Source organism: Curtobacterium sp. SL109 (assembly GCF_026672405.1).
In the GTDB taxonomy this organism is placed as follows: domain Bacteria; phylum Actinomycetota; class Actinomycetes; order Actinomycetales; family Microbacteriaceae; genus Curtobacterium.
In genome coordinates, this window is record NZ_JAPPRB010000002.1 from 2,736,306 (window position 1) to 2,753,815 (window position 17,510).

General features: G+C 70.4%; 14 protein-coding genes. All 14 read right to left on the reverse strand.

The annotated features are described in order from the left end of the window. Positions 1-50 precede the first annotated feature (50 nt). The gene (locus tag OVA28_RS14485) at positions 51-5,924 is read right to left on the reverse strand and encodes an Ig-like domain-containing protein (RefSeq protein WP_268097441.1); all 5,874 of its coding nucleotides are present in this window, start codon (positions 5,922-5,924) and stop codon (positions 51-53) included. Further along, positions 5,921-7,333 carry a serine/threonine-protein kinase gene (locus OVA28_RS14490; protein WP_194660388.1) on the reverse strand — a complete coding sequence of 471 codons (1,413 nt, stop codon included), beginning with the start codon at positions 7,331-7,333 and terminating at the stop codon, positions 5,921-5,923. The genes OVA28_RS14485 and OVA28_RS14490 overlap by 4 nt, the downstream gene beginning before the upstream one ends. A gap of 129 nt (positions 7,334-7,462) precedes the next feature. Then, on the reverse strand, positions 7,463-8,284 hold the full coding sequence (locus OVA28_RS14495; RefSeq protein ID WP_268097442.1) for a PP2C family protein-serine/threonine phosphatase: 822 nt from the start codon (positions 8,282-8,284) through the stop codon (positions 7,463-7,465). A gap of 39 nt (positions 8,285-8,323) precedes the next feature. After that, a complete protein-coding gene (locus OVA28_RS14500) occupies positions 8,324-9,070 on the reverse strand; it encodes an FHA domain-containing protein (RefSeq protein ID WP_268097443.1) in 747 nt (248 codons plus the stop codon). Positions 9,071-9,123: 53 nt separating this feature from the next. Further along, on the reverse strand, positions 9,124-9,678 hold the full coding sequence (locus OVA28_RS14505; RefSeq protein WP_194660385.1) for a hypothetical protein: 555 nt from the start codon (positions 9,676-9,678) through the stop codon (positions 9,124-9,126). A gap of 95 nt (positions 9,679-9,773) precedes the next feature. Continuing rightward, complete coding sequence (locus tag OVA28_RS14510; RefSeq protein WP_326493770.1) at positions 9,774-10,544, reverse strand: YaaA family protein; 771 nt, start codon at positions 10,542-10,544, stop codon at positions 9,774-9,776. After that, positions 10,541-10,804, reverse strand: coding sequence for a F0F1 ATP synthase subunit epsilon (locus OVA28_RS14515; protein ID WP_194625493.1), 264 nt, complete (start codon positions 10,802-10,804; stop codon positions 10,541-10,543). The genes OVA28_RS14510 and OVA28_RS14515 overlap by 4 nt, the downstream gene beginning before the upstream one ends. 1 nt (position 10,805) lies before the next feature. Further along, on the reverse strand, positions 10,806-12,260 hold the full coding sequence (gene atpD, locus OVA28_RS14520) for a F0F1 ATP synthase subunit beta (protein ID WP_071274944.1): 1,455 nt from the start codon (positions 12,258-12,260) through the stop codon (positions 10,806-10,808). 43 nt (positions 12,261-12,303) lie between these two features. Then, complete coding sequence (locus OVA28_RS14525) at positions 12,304-13,206, reverse strand: F0F1 ATP synthase subunit gamma (RefSeq protein WP_194660384.1); 903 nt, start codon at positions 13,204-13,206, stop codon at positions 12,304-12,306. Then, the gene (gene atpA / locus OVA28_RS14530) at positions 13,207-14,835 is read right to left on the reverse strand and encodes a F0F1 ATP synthase subunit alpha (protein ID WP_194660383.1); all 1,629 of its coding nucleotides are present in this window, start codon (positions 14,833-14,835) and stop codon (positions 13,207-13,209) included. A 107-nt stretch (positions 14,836-14,942) separates the two neighbouring features. Continuing rightward, positions 14,943-15,737, reverse strand: a complete 795-nt coding sequence (locus tag OVA28_RS14535) for a F0F1 ATP synthase subunit delta (RefSeq protein ID WP_194660382.1) — start codon at positions 15,735-15,737, stop codon at positions 14,943-14,945. Between the two features lie 2 nt (positions 15,738-15,739). After that, complete coding sequence (locus OVA28_RS14540; RefSeq protein ID WP_194660381.1) at positions 15,740-16,321, reverse strand: F0F1 ATP synthase subunit B; 582 nt, start codon at positions 16,319-16,321, stop codon at positions 15,740-15,742. 8 nt (positions 16,322-16,329) lie between these two features. Continuing rightward, complete coding sequence (gene atpE, locus OVA28_RS14545) at positions 16,330-16,572, reverse strand: ATP synthase F0 subunit C (protein ID WP_071274929.1); 243 nt, start codon at positions 16,570-16,572, stop codon at positions 16,330-16,332. A gap of 61 nt (positions 16,573-16,633) precedes the next feature. Then, positions 16,634-17,419: a F0F1 ATP synthase subunit A gene (gene atpB / locus OVA28_RS14550; RefSeq protein ID WP_139200640.1), complete on the reverse strand. Its 786-nt coding sequence runs from the start codon at positions 17,417-17,419 to the stop codon at positions 16,634-16,636. Between the last annotated feature and the right edge of the window lie 91 nt (positions 17,420-17,510).

A 17,510-nucleotide genomic window follows, 5' to 3' on the forward strand; every position in this document is an offset into this window, starting at 1 on the left:
GTGGGTCCTCGTGTGTCGTGGTCGGGTGGCGGGAGGGTGGCTCGTCGCCACTATCCTGCCGGGTCCTCGGGCTGGGACGGGGCGGGCTCGGGGTCGGTCGGCGGGTCGGGTTGCGGGGCCGGCGCCGGGTTCACCGTGGCGGTCGGGGGGTTGCCGTCCTCGTGTCCGTCGACGATCGCAGCGACGGTGACGGAACCCTGAGCCGGCACGGTCGGCAGCGCGTCCGGCGGGTAGACGCCGGTCGTGCAGTTGAGGCCGACGTTCAGCACGGGGCAGGTCGTGACGCGGTACTGCTGCGGGCCCGCTCCGGCGTTCGGCGGTGGTGCGGAGACCGTCACCTGGCTGCCGGCGTCGTAGGAGTCGGGGATGGCCGCACGGGTCTGGACCGGTCGGAGGCCGTCCTGCACCAGGGGCGGACTGCAGAAGTTGTTGGTGCTGTCCGCGCAGGCGACGACCGAGACCCGTGTCGCCACTCCCCACTGCGGATCGGCGACCCAGTCCGAGCGGTCGGACATCGTCGTGTAGTTCTGTCCGTCGGTCGAGTAGGCGTAGTGGTCGACCGTGCCGTTCGCGCTCGGGACCGCCGTGGCGCCGGTGATGCGGATGCCGAAGGTCCCGGCCTCCGGGTCCTGCTGGCGGATCGAGATCAGCGCGGTCGGCTGCTCCGGGGCCTGGTAGCCCTCCACCGTCGTCGGCGCGCTCGGGACGCAGAACAGCCCGTTGTCCGCGAGGGCGACGTACTGGAAGTCGCCGTTCCCGAGGGTGTCCTCGGCGCTCGCACTCGACCAGGACTTGTCCGACCCGGTCGTCGAGCAGCCGCCCGGGATGTCGCGCCCAGGTGGGTAGCGGACGATCCGGAGCGAGCTGCTGCCGCCCGCCCAGTCGGTCTCGGTGGCGGCGATCTCGACCGCGGTCGAACCGTTCTCGGCGTTGGGAGTGGCCGTGATCGTCGGCGTCGCCGGCTTCCCGATCGCGGTGCCGCTGCCGCTGCCGCTGTTCCACTTGACGACCGTCCCGTCGCGGTCCGCCTGGTTCCGCGCCGACACGGTGACCGTGTAGTTCCCGCCGCTCTGCAGACCGTCGAACGACGTCGACGTGGTCGCGCCGACGTTCTTGCTCGTCGAGGCGCTCGGTCCGTCGATCTTGACGACGTAGTTGCCGACCGGTGTGCCCTGGTTCGGGCGCGGCACGGCGTTCCACCGGACGTCGAGGCGGTTCGGGGTGGTCCGGTCCGCCGTGACGGTGATGCCGGACGGAGCCGCCGGCACGAAGTCCGCGCTCACCGGGGCCGACTGCGCGGACTGTGCCGACTGCCCCACGGCGTTCACGGCACTCACCGAGAACCGGTACGACGCAGCCGGGTCCAGGCCCGTGACGGTGCAGACCGTCGCGGTGCCGCAGTCCTTCGCGACGCCGTTCGTCCCCGTGAGGCGGTACCCAGTGATCGGGGAGTTGTTCGCCTGCGGCGTCGACCACGTCAGCGTCGCCTGTCCACCGTCGAAACCACCCGTCCGCACCGGGACGCCCGGGGCGTCGGGGACGTCCTGCACCGCGATCGTCACGTCACCCCAGACGTACCGGTCCGGGTCGTTGGTCGCGTCCGCCACCTGGTACTGCAGGTTCGTGTTGACGGGCCTGGCCGAGGCCGCGACGCTGACCTGCAGTCGCGAGTTGTCCGCACTCGGCGTGATCGTCACGCCCGACGGCACCCCGCCGGACAACCCGCGGATCGCCACGACGCGGAGGCGCTCGTCCGGGAAGGGATTGGTCGGCTGGTCGTTCGCCAGGACGTCGATCGTCGTCGACTGCCCGCGCTTCGCGATCGCGGTGTCGGCGCCGGGCTGGACGCGTGGTCGGGTCGACCCGACGACGTCGACAGTGACGAGCCCGGACCGTCCGGCGTTCGCCGCGTCGGTGACACCCACGCCGATCGTCGCGGTGGTGTCCTTCTTCGCGGTGTCGGCGACCCGGACCGTGAGCTGCTGACCGGACACCGTCGCGGTCGTGCCGGCGGCCGGACGGCTCACGACCGAGTAGCGGAGTTCGGGGAGGTCCTGCGGGTACGGGTAGTCAGTCAGCTTCGACAGGTCGATCGTGCGTGACTCCCCCGGTTGCATGTCGATGGTCGACCCGGTGAAGACCGGCGGCTGGTTCGAGCGTGGCGTCACCTTCACCGGGAGCACGAGCGTCGCCACGCGGCCCTTGCCGTCGTTCGCGCTGGACCCGTCCGTGACCTCGAAGGAGATCGACGCGTTGCCGTAGTAGAGCTTCGCGGACCGGAACTGCAGCGTGGAGGCGTCGACCGTCAACGAGCCACCGTCGGCGTGCGTCGCCTTGACCGTGCCCGGGTCGGTGACCCGCGCCGTCTCGCCGTTCGCCGTGACGACGTACTTCGACAGCGGGATCCTGACGGTCGACTCGCTCGTGACGGTCACCGTGCCTGCACTGCGGTTCACCTGCGGGAGGGCGTCGTCGAACCCGGGGACGTGGATGAACCCGTAGGACACGATGTCCGGGTGGTCCGCCCGGGCGACGGAGAACGGGATGACCTGGGAGGCGTCGGCGAGCGTCACCACGATGCGCCCGTCGTCGGTCGTCCGAGCCGCGGCGGCGTAGCCGTCGACCACGCCGACGCGCAGGTCGGCCGTGCTGCCCTCTGCGAAGAAGACGTTCCGGAGCACGTCCACGGTGACGGTCTTCCGCCGGAGGATGTCCTGCAGGTCCAGGGTGGTGTCGTCGACCTCGGGGCGGAGGGGGCGGGCGTCACGGTCGACGGTCACCGTGAGGAACGCCGTGCTCGATCCGCCGCTCTGGTTCGCCGCCGTGTAGAGCACGGCGAAGTCCCCGCGGGTGGCGGACGCCGGCGGGCTGACGCGGATCTCCTGCCCGCGCAGCACCTTCGCCGTGACGCCCGACGCCGTCGGCTCGGCCTTGCTCACCGTGAGCCGGCCGCCCTCGGGGTCGGAGTCGTTCTGCAGGACACGGACGGTCACCGAGCCGCCCGGCCGGATCGTCACGTGGTCGGCCTCGGCGATCGGGTTCGAGGCCTGCTCGGCCCGCGCTGCGATGCCGACGCGGACCGTCCCGGTCGCACGGGCCCCGAGGGCGTCGACCACCGTGTACGTGAACTCGTCGGTGCCGGCGGAGTAGTCCCCGGCGTCGTAGGTGAGCGAGTCGGAGCTGACATCGCTGACCGAGCCCTTGTCCGGGTTCGAGGCCACGCCGACCAGCTGCACCGAGTCGCCGTCGGGGTCGATCCCGTTCAACGGCACGGACACGCGGACGGACTGCCCGGCGACCACGCGTGCCGTCACGGTCTGCGGCACCGGGGGGTTGTTCGTGGCGCTGTCCTGCTCGCGCACGGATATCGAGACGGCGGCGTCCGCGGACTGACCGTCCGGGCCGGCGACCCGGTAGACCGCGGTGTAGTTGCCCGGTGTCTCCGGGGCGAGGTAGCGCAGGTGGTCACCGGAGGCGAAGAGGAGCCCGCCGTCACCGGGCACGTTCTGCACGAGGTCGGGCTGCAGCGTGAGCGGCTCACCCTCGGGCTGGGTGTCGTTCGCCAGCACGTCGATGTCCGTCACGTCCCCCACGCGGACAGTGGCGGTGTCGGGCTGCGCGACCGGCGGTTGGATCCGGTCGGGCTTGGGGATCTCGACCACGGTGACGGACCCGGTCGAGGACGCCAGGCCGTTCGTCTCCGTGTAGCCGAAGGTCACCGGTCCGTCGAGCGGGGCCGTCAGCGTGACGCGCACGGTGTGCTGGTCGAGGACGCTGGCCTGCACGCCGGACGTCCGCGCCGGGCCGTCGAGGGCGGTCACGAGCAGCACGCCCCCCGCCGGGTCGATGTCGGTGGCGGTGACGTCGGTGTCCTTCGTCGACAGCGTGTTCACGAAGACGGTCTTCGGCGTGGTGATCGGCGCGGTCGAGGCGTCCGGCGGCGCGAGCACCGTGATGCGCACGACGCCGCTCGCGGTCTTGGTGCCGTCGGTCACGGTGTACTCGACCTGGTGGTCGCCGACCGCGCTGCTCTGCACCCGGAAGGTGCCGGCGTCGTAGCTGGGCGTGATCGTCACCCCGCTCGTCGACGAGACGCTCGTCAGCGTCACGGTGCCGTTGCCACCGCGCACGTGCACGAGCGGGGACACCGAGAACGGCTTGCCCGCGTACCCCTGCACCGGGAACGCGTCGGCCCGCAACGGGACGCTCCCCTGCTTCGCGACGCGGACGGTCAGCGACCCGCGGCCGTCGGCGGTGCCGTCACTGACGACCAGCTGCACGCTGCGGTCACCGGTGCGGCCGCTGGCGTTCCGGAAGTCGAGGAGACCGTCCGGGGTCGTCGACACGCGGTCTCGGTCGGACGCCGTCGCGCTGCGCAGGTAGACCGGGTCACCGTCCGGGTCCACCCAGTCGCCGAGCACGTCGGTCGAGACGTGCCCGTTCTGCACGACGTCGGCGGAGGTGTCCCGGACCTGGCGCGGCGGCGAGTTCTGCGACGCCGAGCGGACCGCCACCCGGACGGTGGCCGTGTCCGACCCGCCGTTGCCGTCGGTGATCGTGTACCGGAACGTCACGGTGCCCGACGCGCGCGAGGACAGCGCGACCTGGAGCCGCTGACCGTCCTCGACGACGGTGACCCGGGCACCGGCCCCGGTGACGTCGCTCACCTCGCTGATGACGATCGGGTCGCCGTTCGGGTCGTGGTCGTTGAGCAGGACCGGGAGGCTCGTGGTGCGTCCCGGACGGGCGCCCAGGTCGTCGTCGACCGCCACCGGCGGCTTCTGGTCCTTCTCGACCTCCGGGTCGTCGTCGGAGACCTGCTCCTGCTGCTGGTCGTCGTCACGCGTGATGAGGTCGGCCCAGTTGTCGATGAGCTGCCCGCTGCGGTCGATCGCCCACGAGCGCCCGGTGGAGGGGTCGTTCGCGACCACGGTGTCCCCGTTGTGCACGATCTGCAGCGCCGCGTCCCCCGGTACCCGGTCGAGTCGCTGGAGCGCTCGACCCGTGCAGGTGTCGACGGCCTGGCCCCCGCTCCACGCACCGAACGTGCAGGTGCCGTCGACGAACGGCCGCGCGGCACGACCGGAGACCGCCAGCGCGGTGCGGGTCGTCGATCCGGACGGGGTGACACGGACGAGCCCGGCTGCACCGGCGACGACGACGGTGTCACCGTCGGACGAGGAGGTCTGCAGCGCCGGGGACCCACCGACCCGAGCACCGACGTCGACGGTGTCACCGTCGATCGAGAGCTGCCCCGAGGTGCGGTCGAGCACCGCGACGTGCTCGCCGACGGCCGCGACCTGGAAGTCGTCCCTGCGGTCCATCCGGACGTCCCACCGCTCGGCCACCGACAACGTGGTGCCGACCTGGACGAGGGACGCCGTGCCCGTGCGCGGCGAGTAGACGGCGACGTGGTCGTCGGCGGCGTCGAACACGGCGTCGGCGCCGAGGGTCAGGTCGGCCTTCGTGGAGGCGTCGAAGTCGGCCAGGTCCGCCGCGGGCGTGGACCAGAGCTCACCGGTGTCCTCGTTGCCGATCACCGCCGTGTCCCCGGCGAAGAAGACCTGCGGCGACCCGGAGGGAAGGGTCACCGCGTCACCGACCGTGGCGTCGGCGACGTCGACCTTCGCGACGGTGCCCTTGGTCTCGTCGACGCTGTAGACGGTGGAGCCACGCTGCAGGACCGAGAGCGAGTCGGTCGAGGCCTCGATCGCCGTGTTGAGCTCGAGGACCGCGGTGTTCGCGCGGCCGACGGCGCCGTACTCCGCGGAGGGCACCCACACCGTGCCGTCGCCGAGGTCGACCCGCTGCGTGTGGTACCCGCTCGACACGACGGCGGCACCGGCCACGAGCGCTCCGACGAGCACCGAGACGCCCGCCGTCACCGCAGCCGACCGGTGCCGGGCGACGAGGCGACGGATCACGAGCCGCTCCCGACGGTGGCGCACCGCTCGGCGCTGGCTGCGCCGGTCTTGCCGTCGCGGTTCACGGCGACGGAGATGCACTCCTGGTCGCCGCGCTCCCCGGAGACGACGAACGAGGTGCCGGACTGCTGGCTGGAGGAACCGTTCGAGGAGATGACGTACGTGTCGCCGGCGTCGAGGCCCGGGTCGTCCCAGCGGAACGTCACCGACTGCCCGGTCGTCGACGCGCGGATGTCGGACACCGTGGGGATCGCACCCGACCCGACCTGGCCCACCACCACGATCGCGGCCACCGCCACCGCGACCACCACGACGCCCGCGAGCGACGCGGCCCAGGCGACGGTGCGCCGGGACGACCGACGGGCCCGCGTGGCGGAGCCGGTCCGGTGCACGGTGCCGACGCTGCGAGAGCCGGTGGCGGCCAGGCCGCCCTGCACGGGGCGCCGCGTGCGTCGTCGACGGCTGACCCGCTTCGGCGGTTGGAGTTCACGGACCATCGTCCGGTCGCCGTCGGGCGTGGGGGTCGCGATGGCCCACGACTCGACGGCGACGTCGGCGGGCGTCTGGGGCAGCCCGAGCTCGGCCTGCACCTGCTGGAACCCGCGGACGAGCTCCATCACGGTGGCCGGTCGGAGCTGGGTCTTCCGGGACATCGCCGTCGCGAGCAGGCGCTCGAGCGACGGTGGCACGTCGGTGCGACCGGTCGGCTTGACGCCGCCCTTGTCGATCCGCGCCATCAGGTCGGACGCCCCGTTCTTGCCGCCGGGGACCTCGAACGGGCTGCGGCCGGCGACGAGCGAGAACACGGTCGCCGCCAGCGAGTAGACCTCGGACTGGATCGTGCCGCGGGACTCGTCGATGAGGACCTCGGGAGCAGACCACGGGATCGACATGCCGATCGGCTCGTCGGGGTCGGCCTGCCCGATCGTGGCCGCGATGCCGAAGTCGGACAGCACCGGGTTGCCGTACGCGGTCAGCAGGATGTTGGAGGGCTTGACGTCGCGGTGCAGCACGCCCTCGCGGTGGGCGGTCTCGAGCGCGGAGCCGATGCGGATGCCGATCGAGAGGACCTCCGACACGGGCACCGGGGCGCGACGGTAGCGCTCACTCAGCGACGACGAGCAGAGCTCCATCACGAGGTAGGGGCGACCGTCGGACGCGACACTCGCTTGGAAGACCGTGAGGATCGACGGGTGCGTGCTGAGCCGCGCCATCAGGTTCGCCTCGGCCTGGAACATCTGTCGGACGCGGTCGTCGACGACCTCGTCGAGCAGGACCTTGACGGCGACCTGTCGTCGGGGCATGTCCTGCTCGTAGAGGAAGACGTCCGCGAACCCACCGGAACCGAGCACGTGCACGGGGCTGAAACCGGCGATCACGGGAGGGCTGGACGGCAGGCGTCGCACCATGACGGCTCCTCCCTCCGGCCCACGCGGCCTGTTGCTGGTCCAGGCGGTCAAGTCTACGGATGCCGACCGTCGCCGATCTGCTGACGCGTGCGCGGGGAATCCCGATCGCGCCCCAGTTCGGGGGTCGGGTCAGTGGCGCGGGAGCGTGTCCTCGAGGCCGCGGTCGACCGGGGCGTCGTCCACCTGCAGCACGACGACCGTGACGTTGTCGCGGCCGCCCGCCACCAGGGCGTCGCCGACGAGTCGTTCGGCGAGCTCCTGCGGGTCGACGACCTTCGCGGCGATGCGCGCGATGCCGACGTCGCCGATCTCCTTCGTCAGGCCGTCCGAGCAGATGATGTAGCGGTCACCGGTGCGCAGCGGCAGCGTCCACCAGTCCGGCTCCGGCGGCTCCCCGAAACCGACGGCCCGCGTGATGACGTTGCTGTCGGGGTGGGCCTCGGCGTCCTCGGCGCGCAGGACACCGGCGTCGACCATCTCCTGGACGACGGAGTGGTCGACGGTGATCCGTCGCAGGACCCCGTTCTCCGCACGGTAGGTCCGGGAGTCCCCGACGTTGAAGACGAGGGCGGCTGGCTGACCGTCGGACTGCACGAGCGCGAGCCCGGTGACCGTCGTGCCGGCACCGATCGCGTTGCCCCCGGCGGCGCGCTCGATGTCAGCGGTCGCCAGCAGCAGCGCGTGCTGGATGGTCTCCCGCGACCCGAACGGGCCGGTGGACGCGTCCCCGAGCCGCCGCACGACCGCGTCGCTCGCACGGTCGCCGGCGAGGTGACCGCCCATGCCGTCGGCGACGACGAAGAAGGGTGCCTCCACGATGTAGCTGTCCTCGTTGTGGTCACGACGACGCCCGATGTCGGTGGCCGCTCCCCACGAGAGGGTGAGGGTGGCGCCGCCCGCTCCGGGGACGTCGATGGCGTGGGAGGCGGCTGCTCGGCCGAGTTCGGTCACGGTCTTCGATCGCTCTCTGGGGGGTCGTGGGCGTGCCGGTCAACGAGTGGTCGGGCGTGGCGGCGGGGACGTGGGGACGTCGTCCGCCGGAGGCCGCACCCGGAGGTGGGGCGAGAGGATCTCGATCCCGATGCCGTCCCCGATCTCGACTACCGTACCGGTCAACGCCACGATCGACGCACCGGACGGCATCCGGTAGGCAGCGGCCCCGGCGGGCCGGACCACGGTGCCGTTGGTGGAGTGCAGGTCGTCGACGACGGCGGCTTCCCCCTCGGCGTGGAAGGCCACGTGGGAGGACGACACCTGCCCCGAGGGCGAGCGGACGACGACGAGCTCGGGTTCCGGTCCGCGTACGACGCGCGGCAGCGCCGGACGGCGGCCGACCACGACGGGACGGTCGAGTCGGATCACCCGGTCGGCGATCCGGATCGACGGCACGCGCACGCGCGGCGGCTCGACGACGGCCGGGAGGCTCGGGGGCACGTCCGGCACACCGGTCGCTCCGTCGGAGACCCGACCGCTGCGGGCTCGGACGGTGGTGTCCTCGGGGTCGGCTGCCGGCGCGTCCACGCGGTCGGGCTCCGCCATGACGCCGTCGCCTGCAGGGACCCGTGCGGGTGTCGCGAGGTCGAGCGGCGCGGGGACCCGTCCGTCGCCTGCTCCCCCGGGTCGGAACGGCACCCGGATGACGGTGTCCTCGACGGCGTCAGCAGCGTGGTCGGTGCCGACGGCACGATGACGTGGACGCAGGACCGTGTCCTCGATGTCGTCGCCGTCGTCGTGCACCAGGGGCCTCTCTCCTCGTCGTCACCACCGTAGACGATCCGGTGCACCCGGCATCACCCCCACCACGCCGGGGCGGTGCGTGCCCGGACCGACCGCAGCACGAGTCCGGCGAGGGCGTCGTCGGGGACGGCGTCGAGGGCGTGCCGTGCTCGGGTCCTGGCACGTTCCGGCGACCCGAGCGCCCAGGAGCACCAGGCGCCGAGTGCGAGCGCGCCGGCGACACCCAGTCGCTCGTCCTCGGGGCACCCGCGCAGACGCCAGTCCTGCCAGAGTCCGACGCACCGGTCCCCCGCCGTTCGGAGCCGGTCCCGGTCTGGGGCGGGGCCGGCGCCCTGGAGCGCGAGCGGCGTCGGGTCGTGGAACGGGTCGAAGGGGCGGACGACCGTCGGTGTCCGGTCGGCCGGGGCGGCGACGAAGGGGATCAGGGCCATGCGTGTGGCCAGGGCGACACAGGCGGTCGACACCGCGGCACTGCCGCGCCGCGAGAGGGGCGCCGTGCCGGGCGCGACCAGCGCTGCGGCGGCGACCGGCAGGGTGACTGCGGCAGCGATCTCGCGGGAGCGGCCGGCGATCAGGGCGTCAGGACTTCGGAGTGCGATGGCGTTCATGGGGCCATCGTGACGCGATCCGGGCCTCCAGACCGGGCTGGCCGCGACCCCGTGGAGAACCGCGTCGATCCTGTCCCTGTGCAGGGATCGTCTGCTCAGGCTGCAGCAGGCTGCAGGCTCTCCGCGACGAGGTCCCAGCCGCCGTCCACCCGCTCGAGCACCACACCGACCTGCGACGCCCAGTCGGCCAGGTCGTCCATCGACCCGACGGTGGCGTCGGTCCGGGCCAGCAGCGACACCAGGCGGCCCTTCGCGGTCTTGTTCCAGTGGTTCAGGGCCTTCCGTCGACCGGAGCCGTCGACGCTCACGACGCGGAGTGTGACCGCACCCTCCGCCGGGCCGAGCGCACGGTAGCCCTCGGAACGGAGGTCGAGCACCAGCCCGTCAGCGCGGGAGCGGAGTGCGGCCCGGGACGGACCGGGCCAGTGCGCCGCGAGTCGGAGCGGACCCAGGCGGGCGTCGTGGGACAGGCGGTACGCCGGGATCAGGTCACCGGCACCGATCGGCCCGAACATCGCGGACTGCACCACGACGTGGCGGGACCACCAGTCGCGGACCGCGGCCGACGCACCGGGCACGTCGAGGGGGTCGTAGAGGACACCCGTGTACCGCTCGATCGCGGGGAGCGTCGGCGACGTCGTCAGTGCGAGGTTCCGGAAGCGTTCCGCGATCGACTTCGGGCCGAGCTTGAGCGCCGCCCGCGCAGAGGACTCCTCGGAGCTGACGGAGCGGGCCGCGATGATCACCGCGGCCCGCTCGTCGGACAGTTCCGGGAACGAGAGCCCACCCAGGTCGAGGGTGGAACCCGTGTCCCCGCCCTCCCGCTTCGTCTCGGACGGCGGGAGGAGGACGGTCAGTCCGGTCAGGACGCCAGCGCGGCCTGCCGCGCCACGATCGTGACCGTGTCGTGCTCGACGGAGAGGAAGCCGTCCTCGGCGTCGACCGCGACGGTGGAGCCGTCGGCACGCGTGATGCGGACCTGGCCCTGCGCGAGGATCGCGAGCATCGGCTCGTGCCCCGCGAGGATGCCGATCTGGCCCTCGGTCGTGCGTGCGACGACCATGGAGGTGTCGCCCGACCAGACCTCGCGGTCGGCCGAGACGACACTCACGGTGAGACCCGCCATGTCAGCGGTTCTCCTTCTGGATCTGCGACCACTTCTCTTCCACGTCGTTGATGCCACCGACGTTGAAGAACGCCTGGGTCGCGACGTGGTCGAACTCGCCGTCGGCGATGGCGGCGAAGGACTCGATGGTGTCCTTGAGGGGCACCGTGGAGCCCTCGACACCCGTGAACTTCTTCGCCATGTAGGTGTTCTGGGACAGGAACTGCTGGATGCGACGTGCGCGCTCCACCGTGATCTTGTCCTCTTCGGAGAGCTCGTCGACACCGAGGATGGCGATGATCTCCTGCAGCTCCTTGTTCTTCTGGAGGATCTGCTTGACGCGCGTGGCCGTCTGGTAGTGGTCGGCGCCCAGGTACCGGGGGTCCATGATCCGCGACGTGGAGGTCAGCGGGTCGATCGCCGGGTAGAGGCCCTGCGACGCGATCTCGCGGGAGAGCTCGGTCGTGGCGTCCAGGTGCGCGAACGTCGTGGCCGGAGCCGGGTCGGTGTAGTCGTCAGCCGGCACGTAGATCGCCTGCAGCGAGGTGATCGAGTGACCACGCGTCGAGGTGATGCGCTCCTGGAGCACACCCATCTCGTCGGCGAGGTTGGGCTGGTAGCCCACGGCGGACGGCATGCGGCCGAGCAGCGTCGAGACCTCGGAGCCGGCCTGCGTGAAGCGGAAGATGTTGTCGATGAAGAGCAGGACGTCCTGCTTCTGCACGTCGCGGAAGTACTCCGCCATCGTCAGCGCCGACAGGGCGACCCGGAGACGGGTCCCCGGCGGCTCGTCCATCTGGCCGAACACGAGGGCGGTCTTGTCGAAGACCCCCGCCTCTTCCATCTCACCGATGAGGTCGTTGCCCTCACGGGTGCGCTCACCGACACCGGCGAACACCGACACACCGCCGTGGTCCTGCGCGACGCGCTGGATCATCTCCTGGATGAGGACGGTCTTGCCGACGCCCGCACCACCGAAGAGGCCGATCTTGCCACCCTGCACGTACGGGGTGAGGAGGTCGATGGACTTGATGCCGGTCTCGAACATCGAGGTCTTCGACTCGAGCTGGTCGAAGGCCGGGGCCTTGCGGTGGATCGGCCAGCGCTCGGTGATCTCGAGCTTCTCGTCGGTGTTGAGCACGTTGCCCAGCACGTCGAAGACCTTGCCCTTGGTGACGTCGCCGACGGGGACCGAGATCGGGGCGCCCGAGTCACGGACCTCCTGACCACGGACGAGGCCGTCGGTCGGCTTCAGGGAGATGGCACGGACGAGGTCGTCACCGAGGTGCTGCGCGACCTCGAGGCCGATCTCCTGCGACGACTCACCGATGGTGATGGTCGTGAACAGGAGGTTGTACATCTCGGGGATGGCGTCATGCGGGAACTCGATGTCGACGACGGGACCCGTGACACGGGCGATCCGGCCGACACCGGGCGCCGACGACGTCTCGACCGCGGTGGTTGCGGTGTCGGTCATGGCTGGTGCCTTCCTGGTGGGTTCTGTCCGCGAACGACGCGGACTACTTCTTCTTCGACGAGAGGGCGTCGGCGCCGCCGACGATCTCGGAGATCTGCTGCGTGATCTCGGCCTGACGCGCGTTGTTCGCGAGTCGGGTGAAGTCACGGATCAGGGAGTCGGCGTTGTCGCTGGCCGCCTTCATCGCCTTCTGTCGTGCGGCGTGCTCGGAAGCAGCCGACTGCAGCATGGCGTTGAAGATGCGGCTCTCGATGTAGACCGGGAGCAGCGAGTCGAGCACCGCATCGGCGTCCGGCTCGAACTCGTAGAGCGGGAGCGGGGCGTCGCCGGTGGGCTCGTCCACGCCGTCCACGACCTCGAGCGGGAGCAGGCGCACGACCTGGGGCTCCTGCGTCGCGAGGCTCAGGAAGCGGTTGAAGACGATGTGGATCTCGTCCACGCCGCCCTCGGCCGTGTCCTGGAGGAACTTCGACACGACCGCGTCGCCGATCTCCTTGGCCGTCGAGAACTCGGGCTGGTCGGTGTTGCCCAGCCACTGCCGCTCGGACGGGCGCTCACGGAACGCGAAGTACCCGACGGACTTGCGCCCGACCAGGTAGTAGACGACGTCCTTGCCCTCGCTGCGGAGCAGGGAGGCGAGCTCCTCGCCCTGCTTGAGGACGTTCGTGCTGAACGCGCCGTTCAGACCGCGGTCCGACGTGAAGAGCACGACGGCGGCACGGGTCGACGACTCGGGCTCGGTGGTCAGCACGTGGTCGACGTTCGAGAACGTCGCCACGGCCGACACGGCCCGGGTCACCGCACGCGAGTACGGACCGGAAGCGGCCATGCGGGCCTGCGCCTTCTGGATCCGCGACGCCGAGATCAACTCCATCGCGCGAGTGACCTTCTTCGTGGTCTTCGCGGACTTGATTCGCTGTCGGTAGACCCGGACCTGCGCTGCCATCTAGCGACGACCCTTGACGATCTGCTCCTGGTCGACGTCCTCGGAGTCCGCGGCATCGAACTGCTCAGAACCGAGCGTCTTGCCGTCGCTCGTCTGGAAGCTCTTCGTGAACTCGTCGATCTGCTTGCCCATCTCGGCGACGGTGTCGTCGCTGAGCTGGTTCGTCTCGCGCAGCGTCGTGAGCACGTCGGAGTTGCGACGCAGGTGGTCGAGCAGCTCGGACTCGAAGCGCAGCACGTCCTTCACGGGGACGGTGTCGAGCTTGCCGTTGGTGCCGGCCCAGATCGAGACGACCTGCTCCTCCACCGGGTACGGCGAGTACTGCGGCTGCTTGAGCAGCTCGGTCAGGCGCGCACCACGGTCGAGCTGACGACGCGAGGCCTGGTCGAGGTCCGACGCGAACATCGCGAAGGCCTCGAGCGAGCGGTACTGCGCCAGTTCGAGCTTGAGCGTGCCGGAGACCTTCTTGATCGACTTCACCTGGGCGTCACCACCGACGCGGGACACCGAGATGCCCACGTCGACGGCCGGACGCTGGTTCGCGTTGAAGAGGTCCGACTGCAGAAAGATCTGGCCGTCGGTGATCGAGATCACGTTGGTCGGGATGTACGCCGAGACGTCGTTCGCCTTGGTCTCGATGATCGGGAGACCCGTCATCGAGCCGGCGCCGAGCTCGTCGGACAGCTTCGCGCAACGCTCCAGCAGACGGGAGTGCAGGTAGAAGACGTCACCCGGGTAGGCCTCGCGCCCCGGCGGACGACGCAGGAGGAGCGACACCGCACGGTAGGCCTCGGCCTGCTTCGACAGGTCGTCGAACACGATGAGGACGTGCTTGCCCTGGTACATCCAGTGCTGGCCGATGGCCGAACCGGTGTACGGGGCGAGGTACTTGAAGCCGGCCGGGTCGGAGGCCGGAGCGGCGACGATGGTGGTGTACTCCATCGCGCCGGCGTCCTCGAGCGCACCCTTGACGGAGGCGATCGTGGAGCCCTTCTGACCGATCGCGACGTAGATGCAGCGGACCTGCTTGTTCTCGTCGCCCGAGTCCCAGTTGGCCTTCTGGTTGATGATCGTGTCGATCGCGATCGCCGTCTTGCCGGTCTGGCGGTCGCCGATGATCAGCTGACGCTGGCCACGGCCGACGGGGATCATCGCGTCGATGGCCTTGATGCCGGTCTGCATCGGCTCGTGGACCGACTTGCGGCTCATGACACCGGGTGCCTGCAGCTCGAGGGCACGACGGCCCTCGGCTGCGATCTCGCCGAGGCCGTCGATCGGGGCGCCGAGCGGGTCGACGACTCGGCCGAGGAAGGCGTCGCCGACGGGGGCGGAGAGGACCTCACCGGTACGGGTGACTTCCTGGCCCTCTTCGACGCCGGAGAACTCGCCGAGCACGATGGCACCGATCGAGTCCTCGTCGAGGTTCTGGGCGAGGCCGAGCGTGCCGTCCTGGAAGCGGATGAGCTCGTTGGCCATGACGCCGGGGAGGCCCTCGACGTGGGCGATGCCGTCACCGGCGTCGGTGACGTGCCCGATCTCGGCCGTGGAGGCCTTCGTCGGCTCGTAGTTCGAGACGAAGTCCTTCAGGGCATCACGGATCTCATCGGGGCTGATGGTGATGTCTGCCATGGGATTTTCCTTGTTGGTTTCCGGGGCCCTGCGGCTCCGAGAGGGTGATGCTGCCCGGTGGGGACAGTTCCCGTTGTGGACTTGGGGTGACGGGTTCGACCGTACGCTCAGCCGGCGAGCTGGAGCCGGAGGTCGGCGAGGCGCGTGGACACGGTGCCGTCGATGACGTCGCCGCCGACCTGCACCCGGACCCCGCCGACGACCTGGGGGTCGACGACGTGGTTGACGATGATGTCCCGGCCGTAGCGCTCCGAGAGACCGCGGGCGACGCGGGCCGCCTGGCCGTCGGAGAGCGGGACGGCCGTGATGACCGTCGCCACGACCTTGTCGGCCTGGTCGGCCACGATGCGCGAGGCATCACGGACGAGTTCGCCGATCCGGCGGCCACGGGGCTGCTGGACGAGGGCCGACAGGATCGTCACCGTCTGCGGCGACGACTTGCTGCCGATCAGCCGCTCGACGAGTGCCGCCTTCTGCTCCGGGCTGCCGAGCTTGGTGCCGAGCGCCAGCTCGAGACCGGCGTCCGAGCGGACCGCCGTCTCGAAGGCGAACAGCTCGGCCTCGATCGGGGTGCCCGGGTCCGCGGTGGCGGCGACGGCGCGGATGCCCGCGTCCTCGATGCCGGCGAGCAGGTCCTGCTGCGAGGACCAGCGCGAGCCGGCCACCGCGGTCAGCACGGCGCGCGTGGCGTCGGACTGTCCGGCGAAGACCCGGTCGACGACCGACTTCTTGCCGACGACGTCGGCGGTCGGGTCGGCCAGCAGCGTGAGGAGCTGGGACGCACCGGCGACCACTCGCCCTGCGGCGAGGACCTCAGCACCCGTCACCAGGTCAGCGCTGACGCCGAGGTCGGCCAGCACCGCCTGCGTCGACGTCATGGCTGAACGGGTGGCGCTCCGCATGCTCAGCGCTCCGTCTCGACCTGCGAGGCCTGGACCTGCGAGGACTCGACGCTCTTCGACGACTCGAGGTCGGCGAGGAAGCGGTCGACGACCGCGGTGGCCTTGGCGTCGTCCTTGAGGGACTCGCCGATGACACCCGACGCGAGGTCGAGGGCCAGCGAACCGACCTCGGTGCGGAGCGACTGGAGCGCACTCTGACGCTCGGCCTCGATCTGCGCCTGGGCGTTGCTCGTGATCCGCGCAGCGTCGGCCGAGGCCTGCTCGCGCACCTCGTTGCCGATGGCGGTCGCGTCGGCACGGGCCTGCTCGCGGATCCGCGAGGCTTCGGCACGGGCGTCGGCGAGCTGCTTGTTGTACTCGTCGAGTGCTGCGGCGGCCTGCTGCTGGGCGGCCTCCGCCTTCTTGATGCCGCCCTCGATGGCCTCGGTGCGCTCATCGAGCATCTTCGTGATGCGCGGCGTGACGACACGCCAGAACACCAGGAAGATGATGACGAAGGCAACCAGCGACCACACGATGTCGTACACCGGGGGGACCAGCGGATTGTGCGTTTCCTCCGCCGCGATGATGAGTGCAGTGTTCATCGAGAGCCTTAGTTGGTGCTGGTGAAGATGAAGTACGTGGCGATGCCGATGAAGGCCAGGGCCTCGGTGAAGGCGATACCGATGTACATGAGGGTCGTCAGGCGGCCCTGGAGCTCAGGCTGGCGGGCCACGGACTCGATCGTCTTGCCGACGACGATGCCGACGCCGATGGCCGGGCCGATCGCAGCGAGGCCGTAGCCAACCGTCGCGATGTTGCCGTTGATCTCCGCGAGAACGGTCGTTGCGTCCACGTGTTTTCCTTTCGAGGTGCGGGTCCGACGGATGCCGGTCCCGTAGGGGGTCAGTGAGGAATCAGTGCTCGTCGGCCAGCGCCAGCTGGATGTAGACGGCGGTGAGGAGCATGAAGACGTAGGCCTGCAGCAGCGCGACGAGGATCTCGAAGAAGCTGAAGGCGATGCCGAACGCGATGGTTCCGATGCCGAAGGCCTTGAAACCGAGCGACGCGTCGAAGAAGAAGAACTGCGTGGCCGAGAAGAACAGGACGAGCAGCAGGTGCCCGACGACCATGTTCATGAGGAGTCGCAGCGTCAGCGTGACCGGGCGGAGCACGAACGTCGAGACGAGTTCGATCGGCGTCACGATGATGTACAGGTACCACGGCACCCCGGGCGGGAAGAGCGAGTTCCGGAGGAACGTGCCCGGGTGCTTGCGGAGCCCGGCGTAGATGAAGGCGACGTACGCGACGATCGCGAGGATCATCGGCATCGCGATGCGGCTGGTGCCGGCGAGGTTGAGCCCCGGGATCAGACCCGTGAGGTTCATGAACAGCACGCCGAAGAAGATCGTCGCGAGCAGCGGCAGGAACCGCTTGCCGTCCTTCTCACCGAGGTTGTCGAAGGTGTTGCGTCGCACGACGTCGAAGCCGTACTCGATGAACGCCTGACCGCGGTTGGGGATCAGCTTGAGCGCCCGGGTCCCCGCGAAGGCGAAGACGAGCAGCACTGCGACCGCGATGAAGCGGATGATGACGACACGATCGATCTCGAAGGGCGTCCCGGCGAAGAAGATGGGGTCCGGGAAGAACTCGTTGATCGACGGGCCATGGAACTCGGCGGCCTTGCTGCTCCCCGCCGCCACGGTGTTGACCGCGGCGGAGAGAGACAGGGGAAGAGCGTGGGATAGCAGCGCTGTCTCCTGTGTCGGCGCGCGCACGTCATGGCACGCGATG

Bases quoted from the DNA above. Each gene is read 5' to 3' on its own strand.
- OVA28_RS14490 (WP_194660388.1), bottom strand. From the start codon at position 7,333: ATGGTGCGACGCCTGCCGTCCAGCCCTCCCGTGATCGCCGGTTTCAGC.
- OVA28_RS14505 (WP_194660385.1), bottom strand. From the start codon at position 9,678: ATGAACGCCATCGCACTCCGAAGTCCTGACGCCCTGATCGCCGGCCGC.
- OVA28_RS14515 (WP_194625493.1), bottom strand. From the start codon at position 10,804: ATGGCGGGTCTCACCGTGAGTGTCGTCTCGGCCGACCGCGAGGTCTGG.
- atpD (WP_071274944.1), bottom strand. From the start codon at position 12,260: ATGACCGACACCGCAACCACCGCGGTCGAGACGTCGTCGGCGCCCGGT.
- OVA28_RS14525 (WP_194660384.1), bottom strand. From the start codon at position 13,206: ATGGCAGCGCAGGTCCGGGTCTACCGACAGCGAATCAAGTCCGCGAAG.
- atpA (WP_194660383.1), bottom strand. From the start codon at position 14,835: ATGGCAGACATCACCATCAGCCCCGATGAGATCCGTGATGCCCTGAAG.
- OVA28_RS14535 (WP_194660382.1), bottom strand. From the start codon at position 15,737: ATGCGGAGCGCCACCCGTTCAGCCATGACGTCGACGCAGGCGGTGCTG.
- OVA28_RS14540 (WP_194660381.1), bottom strand. From the start codon at position 16,321: ATGAACACTGCACTCATCATCGCGGCGGAGGAAACGCACAATCCGCTG.